The organism is Bdellovibrio bacteriovorus (genome assembly GCF_041888015.1).
GTDB lineage: Bacteria > Bdellovibrionota > Bdellovibrionia > Bdellovibrionales > Bdellovibrionaceae > Bdellovibrio.
Genome location: NZ_CP168968.1, coordinates 3697748 through 3715483, shown reverse-complemented (window position 1 = coordinate 3715483; position 17736 = coordinate 3697748). Strand labels below are relative to the sequence as shown.

Here is a 17736-nt window from a genome sequence, read left to right as displayed (position 1 = left end):
ATACAAAAAAACCCGCACCAGTAAAGGATGCGGGTTTTTTCTTTTTAAGCTTTCAAGCCGATTAAGGCTCTTCAAACTTGATCAAAACAGCGCCGGATTCCACAGAATCGCCCTGTTTCACGCGGATCTCTTTGATTTTTACATCACGAGATGCACGCATTTCGTTTTCCATTTTCATCGCTTCCATGATCAGCAAAGGCTTGTTGGCCTTCACGATCTCGCCTTCTTTGGCGAAGATTTCGATGATCTTGCCTGGCATGCCGGACTTCAGCTCCTGATCGCCACCGAAACCGCCACCTTTCTTCAGGGATTCATGCAGAAGCATTTCATCATTGAAGACTTTGATGGTGCGGAAAGAGTTACGCGTAAAGACCGTGTACTCAGTGTCCTGTCCGATCACGTCGATCAGATAGGACTTACCGCCAAACAGGAAGCTGATGTATTGTTCAGCCTGCTTGTAGTCGTTTTTGGAGATGTCATAGTGGATCCAGTCTTTGCCCTCTTCCTGCAAGGAAACCTTCCAGGTCGTGCGGTGCTCGGTCACATCCACTTTAAATTTCTTATCTTTAAGTTCTGCCTCAAAGTACATGGTTACGTCCTCAATTGAAGTTTGCGGCTGACACGCTTCCAGTTGGAAGTCAGGTTCAGCTGGCGAACGTCTTTGGATTTACGATCGTTGTAAGCAGTAATGGCTGCCGCGATCAGGAATACAGGATCTTCAACTTCCTTGAAAAGATTTGGTTCGATAACTTCGAAGTTCTTCTCAATAAACTGAGTCGTGTAAGAACCATCCCTGAACTTCGCATGATCCAAGATTGTTTTGTGAAGAACGATATTGGTTTTAATACCGGTCAACACGAACTCACTGAGCGCACGTTGCATTCTATCGATGGCTTCTTCACGGGTCTCACCCCAAGTGATCACTTTGGCGATCATCGGGTCATAGAAGATAGGCACTTCATAACCAGGGTAAGCATAGGAATCCACACGCATGAACGGTCCTTGGGGGTGGCGACAAGCGCGGATCACACCAGGGTGTGGTTTGTATGTGATTGGATCTTCAGCGCAGATACGAGCTTCAATAGCATGACCTTTTTGTTTGATGTCTTCTTGTTTGAAAGACAAAGGTTTGCCAGCAGCCACATAGATCTGTTCTTTCACCAGGTCATACCCAGTCACGATTTCCGTGATCGGGTGCTCTACCTGAAGACGCGTATTCATCTCCATGAAGTAGAATTCCTTGGTGGCGTTATCAAAGATAAATTCAATCGTTCCTGCACCCACATAGTTGATCTGCTTGGCAGCGCGAACTGCGGCTTCACCCATGCGCAGGCGCACTTCGTGAGGCACAGACGGGGACGGACATTCTTCGATGATCTTCTGGTGACGACGCTGCACAGAACACTCACGCTCAAACAAGTGAACATGGTTATTGTGTTTGTCGCCGAACACCTGGATCTCGATGTGTTTTGGATCGTTGACGAATTTTTCGATGTAAACAGTCGGATCTGCGAAATAGTTCTGACCTTCAGAGCGGCACGCGCGGAAGGCACTTTCCAGTTCGTCCATCTGACGAACCACACGCATCCCTTTACCGCCACCACCGGCCGAAGCCTTGATGATGATCGGAAGTCCGATTTTTTCTGCGATCTTTTGCGCTTCTTCAACGGATTCAACACCGCCGTCAGAGCCCGGAACTGTTGGGACACCGGCTTTTTTCATCAAGGCCTTGGCAGAAAGCTTGTCACCCATGGCCTCGATATTTGCAACCGTAGGGCCGATGAAGGTGATACCAGCTTCTTCCAAAGCTTTGGCGAAAGTGGTGTTTTCAGACAAGAAGCCATAGCCCGGGTGAACAGCGTCCACGCCGGCTTTTTTGCAGACTTCAATGATCTTGTTGTAGTTCAAATAGCTTTCACGGGAAGGGGAGGGGCCAATGTGATAGGCCTCATCCGCCAAAAAGACGTGCAAGCTGTCGCGGTCCGCATCGGAAAACACAGCCACAGACGCAATACCCAGCTCACGACAAGCACGAGTAATACGAATGGCGATTTCCCCACGGTTGGCGATCAGGATTTTTTTAAACAATGCCATGTTATTCCTTCAATCGCTCCTACAGAGGGATGTTTCCGTGCTTTTTCGCCGGAGTGATATCGCGTTTATGTTTAAGCATTTCCAAAGAATCGATGATGCGTTTACGAGTCATCGCTGGTTCAATAACCTCATCAGTGTAACCCAGTTCTGCGGAAACGTATGGATTGCTGAACTTGGCTTCGTACTCTGCCGTCAGGCGAGCGCGCTCGGCCACAGGGTCTTTGGCTTTGTTGATCTCTTCGCGGAAGATGATGCTAACCGCACCATCAGCGCCCATCACTGCAATTTCAGCAGATGGGTAAGCCAGATTCACGTCAGAGCGAAGAAGCTTCGAGCCCATAACGATGTAAGCACCACCGTAAGCTTTACGAGTGATCACTGTGATTTTAGGCACAGTGGCTTCCGCGTAAGCGTAAAGAAGTTTCGCACCGTGAGTGATGATGCCGTTCCATTCCTGATCTTTACCAGGCAAGAAGCCTGGTACGTCCACGAAGGAAACAACCGGGATGTTGAAAGCATCACAGAAGCGGATGAAACGAGCGCCTTTGCGGGACGCTTCGATATTCAAGCAGCCAGCAAGGATGTTTGGCTGATTCGCCACGATACCCACGGGGCGACCGTTGAATCGTGCAAAGCCCACGATCAGATTTTGAGCGAAGTGTTTGTGTACTTCCAGGAAGTAACCCTCATCCACGCACTCTGTGATGACAGAGATCATGTCGTAAGGTTTCTTTGGATTTTCCGGAATCAAAGAACTCAAAGCTTCTGTCAAACGATCCGGGCGATCATTGGTTGGAAGAACCGGAGCATCATCCAGGTTGTTGGACGGAAGGAAGTTCATCATTTCACGGATCAGAAGCAAGCAGTGCTTGTCATCTTCAGCCGCGAAGTGAGCCACGCCGGATTTTGCAGAGTGAGTTGTTGCGCCACCCAGATCTTCTTTGGTCACATCTTCGTGGGTCACAGTCTTGATAACATCAGGGCCGGTTACGAACATGTAAGAAGTGTTTTTCACCATGAAGACAAAGTCTGTAATGGATGGAGAATAAACCGCACCGCCCGCGCATGGGCCCATGATGGCTGTGATCTGAGGGATCAAGCCGGAAGCCATGGTGTTACGCGTGAAGATATCCGCGTATCCACCCAGGGATTCGATACCTTCCTGGATGCGTGCGCCACCAGAGTCATTGATAGAGATGAAAGGCGCACCGTTCTTCATTGCCAGATCCATCACTTTGCAGATCTTGTTGGCTTGAGTGCGGGACATGGATCCACCGATGACAGTGAAATCCTGAGAGGACAAATAAACCAGCTTGCCGTTGATACGACCGTAACCAGTGATGACACCGTCACCAGGAACAACAGTTTTATCCATGCCGAAGTTTGTGCAGCGATGAGTAACAAAACGATCCATTTCAACAAAGCTGCCCGGATCCAACAAAACATCCACGCGCTCGCGTGCCGTTAGGCGTCCGCCTTGTTTGTGTTTGGCAACGCGAGCAGCGCCACCACCAGCCATTGCGGCTTCGTTTCTTTTTTCAAGATCTGCCAAGCGAGCTTGAATGCCAGATGAAACTTCTGTGCTCATACAATTCCTTTTCTTTATGAGGAACCATCCTCAAAAAACAGGGAATCAATCTAGCATGAGAGTCTAAAGAATCATCTTAAAACTAGGACGCGGAGCGCACTGTTTATGCTCCGCGTATTTTGATCTATCTTATTGAATTTATGGAACTAACTGGCGAAGGGTGGTCAGGGCCTTTTCGACGTTGATGCGCCCTCGAGTATTTACTTTAAACTCGTGTCCGGCTTCGACGTCCACCGACCGCAAAATTGCCTCTTTAATTTGGCTTGCGGTGGCCTCGGGCTTGGCGCTCCAAAGCAGGGCAGCAGTACCGCTGACGAACGGAGCGGCCATGCTTGTTCCCTCCATATATGCGATCGAATTTCCAGGAACTGTGCTTAAAATTCTTTCGCCGGGCGCTGCCACATGCACCAGATTGAACCCGCGGTTGGACCACGAGGTCATGAAATCAGAAACTGAAGCCGCAGCCACGGTGATCTGGTTGGACATGTTAAAGGAGGCTGGGAATTCAGGGTACACGTCGACATCACGACCGTCATTTCCGGCGGCAACCACGACAAGAATCCCCTGACGTTGCAATTCGTTAAAGGCATTGCGAAGGGATGCTACGCAAGGAGCCCCACCCCAACTGGCATTGATGATCTTGGCCCCGCGTTTGGCAGAATACTGCAAAGCCAGAACTGCATCACCCAATGAGCCGCCTCCGTCATTAGAGATAAACTGTGCTGGAATGATTTGAGCCTGGGGCGCCACGCCTTCGACGCTGCCATAGCGGGAATCAGCGGCAATAATGCCTGCCACGTGAGAGCCGTGGGAGCTTGGCGTCTGATTGCTTCCCGGTTGGGAAACAAACGCAGCTCCGTAATAGTCATCCACGAGGCCATTTCCATCGTCGTCTTTTCCGTTGTTGGGAATTTCACCCGTGTTTATGGCGATTCGTGGAAGAAGTTGTGGATGGCTGACATCCACGTAAGCATCCACCACGGCGACCTTCACGCCCTGGCCATAGATACCCTGGCCCCACACTGAAGGGGTGCCAATGCGTTGCTGGCCCCAGCTATCCGTAAAGCCGGAAGTGCGCACTTCGTTGGAAGTTTGCAGTTGGATGACGCGGTCATAGTCCACATGTCTGATGTTTTCTAATTGTGGCTTGATGAAAGTCTCTTTGAATTCATCGGCGCTGGCGGCGGTTTCAGTTGTGAAACTGCCGTCCTCCCATTGGACGATGAATTTATTTTCGATGGCTTGGCCTCGACATGCACTTGAGTCAAGGGCGCCATTTTCTGGAAAGACGGTTTCAGCGGATTTTTTGCTACAAGCTGCCAATACAAAGACGCAAGCGACCGCCGAGAGAATTTTCTGAACATCCATGTTCACTCCCTGTGCGGGCCGTATAGGTCCCATCAATGGGACGCAAGTCAAAGGCCCGACCGGTTAGCTCTTCGGTCATTATATGTCTTATTTTGAGGCTAAAAATTTGAAACTAGACTGGACCTTTTAATCAGGTCCAACCCATTAGATGTGAGCGATGAATTCGCGTAAAAACGAGGAGAATTGCAACTCTACCTGCTTCGCAGTTTCAGTTACTTCGTCGTGAGAAAGCTTCTGAGAAGAGATTCCCGCTGCCAAATTCGTGATGCAAGAAAGCGCCGCCACACGCAGGCCCAAGTGATTGGCTGCGATTGTTTCTGGAACCGTGCTCATGCCGACAGCTTTGCCGCCAATCAATTTCAAGTAACGAACTTCCGAAGGAGTTTCGTAAGTAGGACCACTCACGCCGCAATAAACGCCCTTGTGATAACGGGTGCCTTGCTTCATCAACACTTGTTCCATCATTTGGATCAGGCGTTTGTCGTAAGCTTCAGTCATGTCCGGGAAGCGAGGCCCCAGCTCCTTGATGTTCGGACCCATCAAAGGATTCGTGCCCATCAAGTTGATGTGATCTTCGATGATCATGAAGTCGCCGGCTTGCATGTTTTCGCCAAAGCCGCCCGCGGAGTTTGTCAGGATCAAAGTTTCCACGCCCAGCATCGCCAGAGTTCTTGTCGGGAACACAACACTTTCCATGCTGTGACCTTCGTAGTAGTGATTGCGCCCTTGAAGAATCGCAATCTGCTGACCATCGACTTTACCGAAAATCAAATTTCCAGAGTGACCTTCAACAGTGGGTGGGGAGAAGTGGGGGATGTCTTTGTAGGGAATGGTTGTTTCAACTTCCACTTCCTTTACAAAAGCACCAAGACCGGAACCTAACACGACGCCAACTTTCGGTTTTGCCGAAGTCTTTGTGCGGATAAAGGCCATGGATTCTTGAAGCTTATTGAGTACCAAACGACGTCCCCTTTTTAGTCCTTAGAGCATTAGCTCAAAGTTTTGAGTATCAAACTAGGCTTTGCCACCTTTTGCAAGGAAATTGTCATTGCTGAACGAAGCATAGGCAGAGCGGATTGAAGCAAATCTTTGTCGTCGCCGTGCAATGTAAAGACGGTGTCTCCGACCTTCACTTCGTCTCCGACTTTCACATGGAATTCGATACCTGCAGTTGGTGCAATAATGTCCGTGGTTTGTGCGCGACCAGCTTTGATTAGAATGCCCGCAACACCAATACTTTCCGTGTGGAATCCGCTAACCCAACCGGCTTTTTCAGAAGTGACAGCGATAGAGTGTTTTGGTTTTGGCAACGCACTCAAATTTCCACCGTGAATGGAGCAAAGCTCTTCAAACTTCGCCATGGCCTTACCAGACACCAGCATGTCTGTGGCAATTTTGTAAGACTCTTCTTCGTTTTTACCAACACCAGCAAGTAATAACATGTGAGCAGAAAGTCGCAAACTTAGCTCGCGGGTGTCTTCATAAAGATCGTAACCCGCAGGGCCGATGAACTTTTCATTTTTCATGATCGCCACACACTCTTCAACTTCAACTGAGTTCCCTGCAAAGCGGCCCAGCGGTTGATCCATGTTTGTCAGAAGGGCGGTGACTTTTTTGCCGTAACCTTTAGCGATAGCCATCAGGTTCAGAGCCAGCTCTTCAGCCAGCACGGAAGTTTTCATAAACGCACCGGAACCGAATTTCACATCCAGCACCAGGCCGTCGATGCCTTCAGCCATTTTTTGGACATGATGGAAGCGCAGATCAGCGGCAAACTTTCAACCGTGGCAGTCACATCACGAAGAGCATAGATTTTTTTATCAGCCGGGCAGATCTCTTTTGTCTGGCCGATGAAGCAGATTTTGTGTTTGTGAACCAGTTCAATGAACTCAGGCAAAGATTTTTGTGTGTTGAATCCAGGGATGGCTTCAAGTTTATCCAAAGTTCCACCGGTATGACCCAAACCACGACCTGAAATCATCGGAACAGGAATGCCTGCTGCTGCCACGATCGGGCCCAGAATCAAGCTGGTCTTATCACCCACGCCACCGGTGGAGTGTTTGTCGACTTTGAATTCTTTTACGGAAGAGAAGTCCACGACATCGCCGGAGTGAAGCATGGCTTTGGTCAAAGAAAGAGTTTCTTCCGTTGTCATGCCGCGGAAGAAGATCGCCATTAAAAGAGCCGACATTTGATAGTCAGGAATGTGACCGCGGGCATAGCCCAGAATGAACTCATTGATTTCGTCAAACTTCAGTTCTTGGCCATTGCGTTTGGCTTTGATGATTTCAGCAGGAAGAAAAGACATTAGTAACCACCTTGTACAGAGCCGCCTTGAATAATAGTAATTCCGGAGCTTGTGCCAAGGCGGGTGGCTCCAGCTTCGATCATTGCATTTGCTTGTTGGGCATCTTTGATGCCACCGGAAGCTTTGACTTCCATTTGGTTTCCAACCACAGACTTCATCAGCTTCACGTCATCCACAGTTGCGCCGCCGCCGCCAAAACCTGTGGAGGTTTTTACGAAGTGGGCACCCGCTTCCAGTGCCGCTTTGCAGGCCAGAACTTTGTCATCGTTGTTTAGCAGGGACGTTTCGATGATAACTTTCACAGTGTGCCCGTGAGCGGCCTGAACCACGGCTTTGATGTCGTCACGAACATAATCCAAGCGGCGGTCTTTCAGCGCGCCGATCTGAATGACCATGTCGATTTCCTGAGCGCCATTGCGAATCGCAGTTGAAGTCTCGTAGGTTTTGCTTTCCGTGTCCATCGCCCCCAAGGGGAAGCCGACAACACAGCAGACTTTCACAGAGGAGCCTTGCAAAAGTTCTGCACAGGTTTTGACGTAAGAGGTGTTTACGCAAACGCTGAAGAAAGAGTGCTCTTTGGCTTCGGCACAAAGTTTTTCGATTTGTGAAAGCTGGGCTTCGGGCTTCAAAAGAGTGTGGTCAATATAACGACTTAGTTGCACGGGGCACCTCAAAAATGTTTAAATAGCAAAAGTATCTCAGTTCATTGCAGGAGGCAATCATGACACCACAGAAGTGGACCTCGTTTTTACTGGTATCTTTGCTGATTTTCGCTTCCTCGGCGTCCTTTGCGCAAGCCGACAGAACTTTTAAAAGAAACACTGCTGCAGTCCTGTTTGCCAGTCTGGGTGGGGCTGTTCTGGGATTAAGCACGCTGTCTTTCTATGGCAGCCCTGAAGAGCACACCGACAATATCAGCCTGGGGGCTTTAGCGGGTTTTGTTGCGGGGGTAGGGTACGTGGTCTATGACTCTTCGCGCCCAGCAGCTCCTACTTATGATTACTCGCAAAACTTGGGATGGGACCTGAAAAACCGAAGGGCCTCGGCAACAATTGCCAAAGCCCCATCTGCTATAAAATTTGAATTTGAGTTCTAGTTAGATTAGCCCACTTTCGTGCGCGGACCACCCGCAGCGCCACCCACGGCTGTCTGCACGCTGGTGTCGCCACCGCCGGCCTGGCCCAGGAAGGTTTTTGCATCGGCTGCGGAAACCTTTCCTTTGCGAACCAGATCTTCGATGTATTTTTCGAACAATACCATCCCCTGACTGGAGCCCGTCTGCATCGCAGATGGGATTTGGTGGACCTTACCTTCACGAATCAAGTTGGAAATCGCTTTGGTGTTTCTCATGATCTCGTAAGCGGCGACACGACCTTGTCCGTCCGCGCGCGAGAACAGTGTTTGAGCGACAACTCCACGCAAGCTTTCCGCCAGCATTGTACGGATCTGCTGTTGTTGTCCCGCAGGGAAAACGTCGATGATACGGTCAATGGTTTTGGCAGCACTGTTGGTATGCAAAGTTCCGAAGACGATATGTCCGGTTTCTGCTGCCGTCAGGGCCAAAGAAATCGTTTCCAAGTCACGCAACTCACCCACCAACAGAATATCTGGATCTTCACGCAGCGCTGCTTTCAGGGCGTTGGCAAAGCTCTTGGTATGGCTTCCGACTTCACGTTGGTTGACCAGAGATTTTAAATTCGGGTGAACGAACTCGATAGGATCTTCCACCGTGATGATGTGCGCTTCACGAGTCATGTTAATTTGGTGAATCATCGCTGCCAAAGTGGTGGATTTACCGGAACCGGTAGGACCTGTCACCAGAATCAGACCGCGATCGCAGTCGATGATGTCCATCACGGATGGTGGCACACCCAGCTCTTGCGCGGTTTTGATTTTCTCAGGAATAATACGCATAACGGCGCCAAGGCCTTTACGCTGCATAAAGATATTGCAACGGAAACGACCCGTGCCTGGCAAAGTGTAGGCGAAATCCAGCTCCCACTTTTCAACAAAGGCTTTCTTTTGCTTTTCAGAAAGGATCTCAAAAAGCAAACCTTGCACGTCTTGGTTCGTGAGTTCGCGATAGTTCAATGGAACCATGTTTCCGTGCAGGCGCAAATAAGGGGCTGCTCCACTTGTGATGTGCAAGTCGGAAGCTCCTTGTTCGACCATGAGTTTAAACAGTTCATCAATTGTTGCCATCGTTCTCTCCCTAAGGGCTCTAATTCAATGATCTTTTCGGTCAGATATGTTTCAATATTAAATATTATTTGCTATCGGTCTTGTTTCTGGACTATTGAACTAAGACCAGGCCCTGTTCTCGGGTAAAAGGAGCCACTGTGTCCGCTGAAATTCTGATCAATGTTCGCCCCCAGGAAACCAGAGTCGCCTATGTCGATGCGGGAATTCTTTCTGATTTGAAAATTGAACGAAAAACATCCCCTACATTGGTCGGGTCCATTCATCGTGGCACGGTGATTCGTGTACTTCCAGGCATGCAGGCCGCCTTTGTGGACATTGGTCTGGAAAAAGCGGCGTTCCTTTATGTTGGCGATATTCGCGAAGACGTCGACGACAACTTCCTGTCGGCTGTTGATCGCGAAGAGCCTCTGGATGAAGGCGACGAGGACAAGCCTCTGACTCACACAAATAAAACACCGATTCAGGATCTGGTAAAAGAAGGCCAAAGCATTCTGGTTCAGGTTTCCAAAGATCCACTGGGAACCAAGGGTGCGCGTTTGACGACGCACTTGTCATTGCCAGGCCGCTTCGTGGTCTTCCTGCCAACCGTGCGCCACCTGGGCATTTCCCGTCGTATTGAAGACGAAGGGGAGCGTGAGCGCTTAAGAAAACTGGTGCAAAAGATCAATCCATCCGGCGGCGTGATCGTGCGTACGGCGGGGGATGGCGCTTCTGAAGAAATGTTGAAGGCCGATATCGAGTATCTGGATCGCATGAGTAAAGAGATCTTCAAAATGTATGAAAAGAAGAAGCAACCAGGCGCTTTACATACAGAGTTGGATGTCGAGCTGCGCGCCCTTCGCGATTTGATGAGTGAAGATGTGACCAGCGTGTGGGTGGATGATATTGAGATTCACAAAAAAGTTGTGAAGTTCGTGTCGCAATTCATGCCCAAATACAAACAGAACATCGTGCTGTATGAAGAAAAAAAACCGCTGTTTGATTTGTATGACATCGATATCGAGATTTCGCGATCAATGGAAAGAAAGATCTGGCTGAAGTCGGGTGGGTATATCGTTATCGACGAGGCCGAGGCTCTGGTTGTTATTGACGTGAACACCGGGAAATTTGTCGGCAAAAAAGATCTGGAAGACACGATCTTAAAAACCAATCTGGAAGCGGTTCGCGAGACGGCGCATCAGTTGCGCATCCGTAACTGCGGCGGGATTATCATCATCGACTTTATCGATATGGAAAAAGAATCCCATCGCGAAAAAGTTCTGGAAGCTCTGGCTGAAGAACTGCAAAAAGACCGTGCGCGCACCAACATTGTTTCCATGTCCCAGTTGGGATTGGTGGAAATGACCCGTAAACGCATTCGTCCAAGTTTGATCAAGACTTTGTGTGAACCCTGTTCTTATTGCGATGGAAAAGGCTATATTAAACGCAAGTCCACAGTGGCTAACGAGATCTTCCGTGAGCTGGAGCGCGACGCGGATATGCTGATCAACAAAAAAACCAACGTGGTGATTCACTGTCATAGCGAAGTGGTTGACTGGATCTATGAGGTCGAAGGTGAAACACTGGAAGGCATTGAAAAGAAGCTCGGCCGCTCCGTCGCCTTCAAAATCGAGCCAAACTATCACTTGGAACAATACGAAATCTTCTTTGTTTAAACCGTCTGGACCTTGGGCTGTTTAGTCGGGGTCTTGGTGTTCCGATAGATTCGGTATGAATCAGCTTTTGATTTTTCTCGTTTCTATTCTGTTTTCGTGGTCTGCCTTGGCAGAGATATGCGATCCCAATCCTCATAAGGTGAAGGCTTTGGCCGATGTTTCTCGCAATATGTGCGTGCAGACGTTGCAATCTAAGCAGTGTCAGGATCTTTTTGCGAAGATGCGTGCAAATGGGGAAAAGCCTGAGGAGAAAGCTTTAAAGTGCACCAGTCAAACCTCTTTGTCGCGCGCTTTTGAGGCCTCTTGGGATTACACCTCGGGGTGTGCAACGGGTGGCTGGACATTTGTTAAAGACAGCTTTGTGTCCATCGGGACAGCTATCGGCGAAGGGGCCGCTAAAATAGTGATGGATATGGAGGCTGAAAAAGCCGCCAATGCAGCTTGTGAAGCGGATCCTCATGGTAAAGAAAATCTCTTTAAGCAATATAACGGCTCCGTCCCTAAGATTCTTCAGGTTTCCATGCCTAAAGCGGATGTTATCAAAAAAACAAACTGCGCTACTATTAAGGGAATCTTGCATCTGCAATCGGTCGGCAAGAAGAACGACGCGCTGACAGTTATTGCCCGTAAGCGCTCTTTGAAGAACCCCAATTTCACAGCTGAAGAAAAAGAATATATGAATTGGGTGCAGGGAAATGCTCCGAAATCCCAAAAGATTGATTTGGTAGGCATGGCCAAGGCTCGACTCAAAGAGATGGGCATACAGTTGGAGTGCTATAACTCCAAAGAGGCGGCGGCGATGGTCTGTGAGGCGATCGCGGAAGTGGCCTCGTTGGCCGGGGGACCCGCAGGTGTGGCCTTGAAGGCGGCCAAAGCCAAGAACATCATGAAGATTGCTGGTGTGGCAGTGGATGCAGAAAAGGCCACAGTGGCAACCAAGGCCGTGGCCTCAGCTGCGGATTTGGCAAAGGCAGCCAAGCTATCTAATAAAGAACGAGTTTTGGCGGCAGAGAAGTCTTTGGGGCGTAATCTGACGGACGCTCAAGAAAAGGCCTTGATCAAGGCTCATGAAGTGGGCGCCGGAACGGGCCGTGGCTATGGAACATATTCCAAGGCCGATATCACAGAAAAGACCCGTATTCTTCAGCAGGCCGGGTTTAGTTCGGCAGAACGGGACGCTCTTCTGCGTCAGGGGTTGGCGGGAAGCTTGTCTGACACCCGGGCAGCAAGAGACTTTGCAAATAAGGCCCGGCTGGAGGCCGACAAGCTGCGTGTGTCCGGAAATATCCCTGAAGCCACGGCAAGTTACCGCAAGGCGTCGGACTCTTATGAGGTGTTTCTGGCTGATGCCAGGGCGGCTAAGTCCTCGCGGGATTATTGGGTGGGAGCAAAGCTGAATGCTTCTGCGGAAAGATATGATAAAGCTGCGGAATACTTCATTAAAACAGAGCAGGCCACGGCTCGAAGTGATGTGAAAGCTCAGAACATCTTTGAGGCGTTAAATCGCGAAAAGAATGAATTGCGGGTGATTGCGGCAAAGAATCCGGGCAGTAAATCGGCTCAGAAGAACTATCAGGATCACCGAAAGTTGATTGAGGCGGTGACTAATTATAAGAACTTCCAGCTCGGCGACGCATGGAAGCGCGAACTTTTGAAGCCATGATTTTGGCTAACCTGCTGAAAATATAGGCTTTTATCTAACGCCTAGACCTCGCCAACTTTTTCCAAAAATATTTGCATTTGAGGGGGGTTAAAGCTAACCTCTCTTTCTCTCGTAAAAAGCTGAAAAAAATAGCATGTATTAGGTTGACAAAGCCTAGTGCGAGGTGGCATTTACCATTGGCTTAATTCGGGTAGCTGGAGGTATTACATGTACGCGATTATTCGTACAGGCGGTAAGCAATATAAAGTTCAAGCTGGTGACGTAGTTCAGGTTGATAAACTTGAACAAGCACTTGGTGCAGAGTTTGAAATCAACGAAATTTTGATGGTTGGTGGTGAGTCCACTCATGTTGGTCAACCTCTTGTTAAAGGCGCGAAAGTAACTGTTGTTGTTACTAAGCAAGCTAAGACAAGAAAAGAAATCGTTTTCAAAAAGAAGCGTCGTCAAGGTTACAGAAAGTTCGCAACTCACAAACAAGAGTTCACAGAGCTTTTTGTTAAAGCTATTTCCTTCGATGGAAAAACAGCTAAAACTGACGAAGCAGCTAAAGTAGTAGACGTGAAAGCAGTTCGTGCTGAAAAAGCACAAGCTCGCGTAGCAGCTCGTAAAGAGCGCGCAGCGAACAAAGGAACTGCAGAAGTTGTTAAAAAAGCGGCTAAAAAAGTAGCGAAAAAGAAAGTTGCTAAGAAAGCAGTTAAAAAGACTGCTAAAAAAGCGACTAAAGCTGGCGCGAAGAAAAAAGTAGCTAAAAAGACTTCTAAGAAAGCTTAATTAATTTTATTTCGTAAGAGAGGTTCGTCATGGCAAGTAAGAAGGCCGGTGGTAGTACAAAGAACGGTCGTGATTCACAGAGTAAACGACTTGGCGTAAAAAGATTCGGTGGCGAAAAAGTTCTTCCAGGAACAATCATCGTTCGTCAACGTGGAACAAAATTCCACTTGGGTAACAACGTAAAAATGGGTCGTGACTACACGATCTACTCTGTTATCGAAGGTCTTGTTAAGTTTGAGCGTTTCTCTAAAGAGCGTTTCAAAGTTAGTGTTTATCCTAAAGCTGTTTAATCAGTAGTAAGATAGTACCGATACATTTTTTCAAAATGCAAAGAGGAGCCATTCCATGGCTCCTTTTTTGTTGTATAAACGGTCACTTATGAAATTCATCGATGAAGTCAGAATTACCTTAGCTTCGGGACGTGGCGGCCCGGGGTGTGTCAGTTTCCGCCGTGAATCAGGATTGCCTCGTGGTGGTCCGGATGGCGGTGATGGCGGCAAAGGCGGCGATGTTATTATTCGCACATCTCGTCACATCAACTCTTTGGTCGATATTCGTTCCAACAAAAGATACGCGGCTCCAAGCGGTCACATGGGAATGGGTCGTCAGAAGGCCGGTCATGACGGAGAAGATCTGGTCATGATTGTTCCGAAGGGCACAATCTTCCGCAACATGGATGGTGAAATCATCATCGATATGACTGACATCGACGAGCATATCCTGCTTAAAGGTGGCCGTGGCGGTAAAGGCAACGAGTTCTTCAAGAACAGTGTGAATCAGGCTCCGGATTACGCACAGCCTGGCGAAGATGGCGAAGAGGTCGAGGTAAAACTTGAACTGAAGCTGATTGCTGACGTGGGTATTGTGGGTTTCCCGAATGCGGGTAAGTCCACTTTGATCTCTCGTATCTCGGCGGCAAAACCTAAGATTGCTGATTATCCGTTCACGACGCTGACACCAAACTTGGGTGTTGTTAAGGCGGGTGACTACTCCACTTTTGTGGTTGCGGATATTCCGGGTCTTGTGAAGGGCGCGCACTCCGGCGTGGGTCTTGGTATTCAGTTCCTAAAGCATATTGAACGCACGCGTTTGTTCATCCATCTGGTTGATGCTTCAGGGATGTCCGGGCGTGATCCTCTTGAGGATTTTGCGGATATTAACAACGAACTTAAGATGTACGATGAGAACAATAAGGACAAAGAGGGCTTCTTCCCTCTTTACACGCGTCCTCAATTTGTTGTCCTGAATAAAATCGACACCTTGAGTGAGAATGAACTGACGAAGTTAAAGAAGAAATTCAAGGAAGCTTCTGGCTCTGAGCCATATGCGATTTCTGCCGTGACTGGAAAAAACATCAAAGAGTTCGTGCAGGAACTGGCTCGTCAGATTCTGGAAGAAGATAAAGAGGAACAGTAATGAAAATAGGTATTTTCGGGGGCAGTTTTAATCCTCCACACATGGGTCACATCAATGCCATTCAGACAGTGGCAAAAAAAGCGGGCTTGGGTAAAGTTCATATCGTTCCTGCCGCTCAGAACCCTCTTAAAACTCCGGTTGAAGGGCCAACTCCAGAACAGCGTGTAGAACTGACGCGCCTGGCGTTCAACCAGTATGGTGACACTTACTTTGTAGACGATCAGGAAATCACTCGTGGTGGCATGAGCTACACGGTCGACACAGTCTTGAATCTTCGCAAACAGTACGATGCCAATGACCTTTATTTGGTGGTTGGTGCGGATAAGTTCGAAGAGCTGGCACAGTGGAAAGACTATCAAAAGATCCTGACCGAGGCGAATCTGATCGTTACAACTCGTCCGGGTTATGACATTCCAGAGTCTTTGGAAGAGATGCCGGGCTTCTTGAAGCCGTTGGTGGCGGAATTCGATTTCAACTTTATCGAGTTGAACACTGGCCGCAACATCCAGTTCATCACTTTGCGTGATGTGGAAGTGTCTTCCAGCGAAGTTCGTAAATGGCTTCGTTCTGGTAAGCCGGTGGAAAAGTATCTGCCGTTGGCAGTTGAATCCTACCTTAAGGAAAACAAGCTTTACAGAAATCTGGGCGACCGCATTGGTGACTACCAGAAGTTCACAGCGTTCTGCGCTGACGTTCTGTTTGCCAAAAAGGGTATCAACGTGCGTGGCTTCGACCTGACGCAGATGTCGGCTCCAAGTGAGTACACACTGATTGCTTCCGGTACATCCACTCGTCACGCGGCCGCGATGGCTGAAAACATCGTGACGGCGGTTAAAGAAGAATACAACGTTCACCCACAAAGCATTGAAGGTGTGGACGAAGGGCGCTGGGTTCTTGTGGACTACGGTTCATTGATCATCCACGTCTTCTACGATTTCGTTCGTCAGGAATACAGCCTGGAGAATCTGTGGAGAGAAGGCAAAGACATGGGATTGAAAGATCCTTATGTTGGTAAGAGCGTACAGTAGCCATGAAATTTATCTTGTACAATCTTGCCACGGCCAAGGAAGCCTGGGCAGACGAGGTCAGCGAGTTGTACAAGAAGAAGATCTCCTTCTTTATTCCATTCGATATTCAGTCTTTGAAAGCCAAGAAGTCTGCGCGTGAAGATGCGGACTTCAAGCGCAACGAAGAATCCGATCTTATTCTTAAAAATATCAACCCCGACGATTATGTGGTTCTTTTTGACGAGCGGGGTTCAGTTCTGGATTCCATCCAATTTTCAAAAAAAGTTGAAAACATTCTGGGAAGCTCCAAGAAGCGCGCTATTTTCATTATTGGCGGTGCATTTGGGGTGAACGAAGAGGTCCGCAAAAGAGCGGACCTGAAGGTGGCTTTGTCGCCGATGGTGATGAATCACTTAATGGCCCAAGCGATGAGTTTAGAGCAAATCTATCGGGCGTTCACAATTATCAAAAAAATTCCGTATCACAATATCTAAAAACTAATTCAGCCAAGGGGGTTCATTCCCCAGCTCTTTTTCCGGATTCCTGTGTAAATCCACCAGTCGGGACCACTCAGAACTCAGGAAGCTTTTTTGTTCACTCACTGCTTCATCCAAGGGCAAACCACGGGGAGCCACGCAGTCAGAACCCGGATCGTAAGTCTTGTTAGAGCAGATGGCATACTTCACATAAGAGTTCTCACCGCCGACAGCTTTATTCCACTCTTTCAGCGTCAAAGGTTTTGTCGGCTCAATGGATGGATCGAAAACATAAGCTTCCGCACCCACACGATAAGTCACGGCTACGTGATACCACCATTGCACCGAACCATAAGGGGAGTTCTTTGTCAGAGCTTTCAGGCTGCCGAAGACAAAAATTTTCTTGGGAGCCGTGAAGTGGTGATCCACTAAAGCGATGGAAGCCATTTCGGCGCGGGCATAGCAGCCATCATCTGGATACATCCAAGTCAGACGACGTGCGAAGGGAGTGACATCGGTGATAAAGCGCGTGTCGCGAACGTATTTGAACTCGCGTTCAAGATCGGCATAAGAACCGACGTCCGGAATTTCCTGAAGATTCAATTCAGCCATTGGCTTCTTGGCTTTTTCAGGAGTCGTGCGACCTAGGAAGTCCTGAGAGGCTTCATAGGAATGACTCATGCGACTGCGCTTGCTGGCCGCTTCATAAGTTTCATTAGAATGGCGAACAGGTGAAAGACCTGCCAAAGCCGTCGTAGATGCCGTCAAAGCCATCAACAAGATGAAAAGCGATTTCATATTCCCCTCACTTGCTATGTTTTTAGGCTTGGGGGGATAGGCTGTCAAAGATTTTGCAGTGACGCACAAGAATGAGAGATTTAATGAAACTAATACGATCCGGCCTTGCCGTCTGTCTGCATTGCGGATCATTGCAAACAACGGAAGGGCAGCTTTGTGTGCCTTGCCAGCAGACTCTGCAGCGGTATCGAACTCCAGCGGGGGCAGTGGGAGGACGGCCTTGGCGCTCTTTATTTCGCTGGAGGTCCGGGGAAAGTGATTTGCTTTCAAGTCTAATTCTGAACTTGAAAGGGACCAGATCGCAGGGTGCTTGGGACTTCTATGCTGCAAGCTTTGCTCAAAAGTATGTGCCGACACTGCCGAAGGGACGTCGATTGCGTCTGGTTCCGG

18 protein-coding genes are annotated in these 17736 nt (G+C 48.7%); 8 read left to right on the top strand and 10 right to left on the bottom strand.

What is annotated here, in order from left to right; translation table 11 throughout:
* Positions 1-61 precede the first annotated feature (61 nt).
* The 8 genes from ACES2G_RS17760 to deoC form a co-directional block, all read right to left on the bottom strand.
* The gene (locus tag ACES2G_RS17760; RefSeq protein ID WP_374000910.1) at positions 62-589 is read right to left on the bottom strand and encodes an acetyl-CoA carboxylase biotin carboxyl carrier protein subunit; all 528 of its coding nucleotides are present in this window, start codon (positions 587-589) and stop codon (positions 62-64) included.
* A gap of 2 nt (positions 590-591) precedes the next feature.
* Complete coding sequence (gene accC, locus ACES2G_RS17755; protein ID WP_374000909.1) at positions 592-2094, bottom strand: acetyl-CoA carboxylase biotin carboxylase subunit; 1503 nt, start codon at positions 2092-2094, stop codon at positions 592-594.
* 19 nt (positions 2095-2113) lie between these two features.
* On the bottom strand, positions 2114-3682 hold the full coding sequence (locus ACES2G_RS17750) for an acyl-CoA carboxylase subunit beta (protein WP_374000908.1): 1569 nt from the start codon (positions 3680-3682) through the stop codon (positions 2114-2116).
* Positions 3683-3820: 138 nt separating this feature from the next.
* Positions 3821-5050 carry a S8 family peptidase gene (locus ACES2G_RS17745; RefSeq protein ID WP_374000907.1) on the bottom strand — a complete coding sequence of 410 codons (1230 nt, stop codon included), beginning with the start codon at positions 5048-5050 and terminating at the stop codon, positions 3821-3823.
* A 144-nt stretch (positions 5051-5194) separates the two neighbouring features.
* Complete coding sequence (locus ACES2G_RS17740) at positions 5195-5983, bottom strand: purine-nucleoside phosphorylase (RefSeq protein WP_374001916.1); 789 nt, start codon at positions 5981-5983, stop codon at positions 5195-5197.
* Positions 5984-6039: 56 nt separating this feature from the next.
* Complete coding sequence (locus tag ACES2G_RS17735; protein WP_374000906.1) at positions 6040-6789, bottom strand: hypothetical protein; 750 nt, start codon at positions 6787-6789, stop codon at positions 6040-6042.
* Positions 6753-7358, bottom strand: a complete 606-nt coding sequence (locus ACES2G_RS17730; protein ID WP_374000905.1) for a thymidine phosphorylase — start codon at positions 7356-7358, stop codon at positions 6753-6755. Before ACES2G_RS17730 ends, ACES2G_RS17735 begins: the two co-directional genes overlap by 37 nt.
* Entirely contained in the window at positions 7358-8020 is a 663-nt protein-coding gene (gene deoC / locus ACES2G_RS17725) for a deoxyribose-phosphate aldolase (protein WP_374000904.1), read from the bottom strand. Before deoC ends, ACES2G_RS17730 begins: the two co-directional genes overlap by 1 nt.
* A gap of 59 nt (positions 8021-8079) precedes the next feature.
* On the opposite strand from deoC, the gene ACES2G_RS17720 reads away from it, so the two are divergent.
* The gene (locus tag ACES2G_RS17720) at positions 8080-8454 is read left to right on the top strand and encodes a hypothetical protein (RefSeq protein ID WP_347355764.1); all 375 of its coding nucleotides are present in this window, start codon (positions 8080-8082) and stop codon (positions 8452-8454) included.
* A 5-nt stretch (positions 8455-8459) separates the two neighbouring features.
* Here ACES2G_RS17720 and ACES2G_RS17715 read toward each other — a convergent pair whose 3' ends face one another.
* Positions 8460-9560 (bottom strand): type IV pilus twitching motility protein PilT, encoded by a 1101-nt coding sequence (locus ACES2G_RS17715; protein WP_347355766.1) that lies wholly within the window; start codon positions 9558-9560, stop codon positions 8460-8462.
* A gap of 137 nt (positions 9561-9697) precedes the next feature.
* Here ACES2G_RS17715 and ACES2G_RS17710 point away from each other — a divergent pair, with 137 nt between their 5' ends.
* The 7 genes from ACES2G_RS17710 to ACES2G_RS17680 all read left to right on the top strand — a co-directional run bounded on the left by ACES2G_RS17710 (position 9698) and on the right by ACES2G_RS17680 (position 16566).
* On the top strand, positions 9698-11215 hold the full coding sequence (locus tag ACES2G_RS17710) for an Rne/Rng family ribonuclease (RefSeq protein ID WP_347355768.1): 1518 nt from the start codon (positions 9698-9700) through the stop codon (positions 11213-11215).
* Between the two features lie 55 nt (positions 11216-11270).
* Positions 11271-12878 carry a hypothetical protein gene (locus tag ACES2G_RS17705; protein ID WP_374000902.1) on the top strand — a complete coding sequence of 536 codons (1608 nt, stop codon included), beginning with the start codon at positions 11271-11273 and terminating at the stop codon, positions 12876-12878.
* 207 nt (positions 12879-13085) lie between these two features.
* Positions 13086-13649 (top strand): 50S ribosomal protein L21, encoded by a 564-nt coding sequence (gene rplU, locus ACES2G_RS17700; protein WP_374000901.1) that lies wholly within the window; start codon positions 13086-13088, stop codon positions 13647-13649.
* Between the two features lie 29 nt (positions 13650-13678).
* Positions 13679-13939, top strand: coding sequence for a 50S ribosomal protein L27 (rpmA, locus tag ACES2G_RS17695; RefSeq protein ID WP_284607521.1), 261 nt, complete (start codon positions 13679-13681; stop codon positions 13937-13939).
* A gap of 88 nt (positions 13940-14027) precedes the next feature.
* The gene (gene obgE, locus ACES2G_RS17690; protein WP_347355773.1) at positions 14028-15065 is read left to right on the top strand and encodes a GTPase ObgE; all 1038 of its coding nucleotides are present in this window, start codon (positions 14028-14030) and stop codon (positions 15063-15065) included.
* Positions 15065-16093 (top strand): nicotinate (nicotinamide) nucleotide adenylyltransferase, encoded by a 1029-nt coding sequence (gene nadD, locus ACES2G_RS17685; RefSeq protein ID WP_347355775.1) that lies wholly within the window; start codon positions 15065-15067, stop codon positions 16091-16093. Before obgE ends, nadD begins: the two co-directional genes overlap by 1 nt.
* A gap of 2 nt (positions 16094-16095) precedes the next feature.
* The gene (locus tag ACES2G_RS17680) at positions 16096-16566 is read left to right on the top strand and encodes a 23S rRNA (pseudouridine(1915)-N(3))-methyltransferase RlmH (protein ID WP_347355776.1); all 471 of its coding nucleotides are present in this window, start codon (positions 16096-16098) and stop codon (positions 16564-16566) included.
* A 3-nt stretch (positions 16567-16569) separates the two neighbouring features.
* On the opposite strand, the gene ACES2G_RS17675 is transcribed toward ACES2G_RS17680, so the two are convergent.
* Positions 16570-17346 carry a protein-glutamine glutaminase family protein gene (locus ACES2G_RS17675; RefSeq protein WP_347355778.1) on the bottom strand — a complete coding sequence of 259 codons (777 nt, stop codon included), beginning with the start codon at positions 17344-17346 and terminating at the stop codon, positions 16570-16572.
* Positions 17347-17736 lie beyond the last annotated feature (390 nt).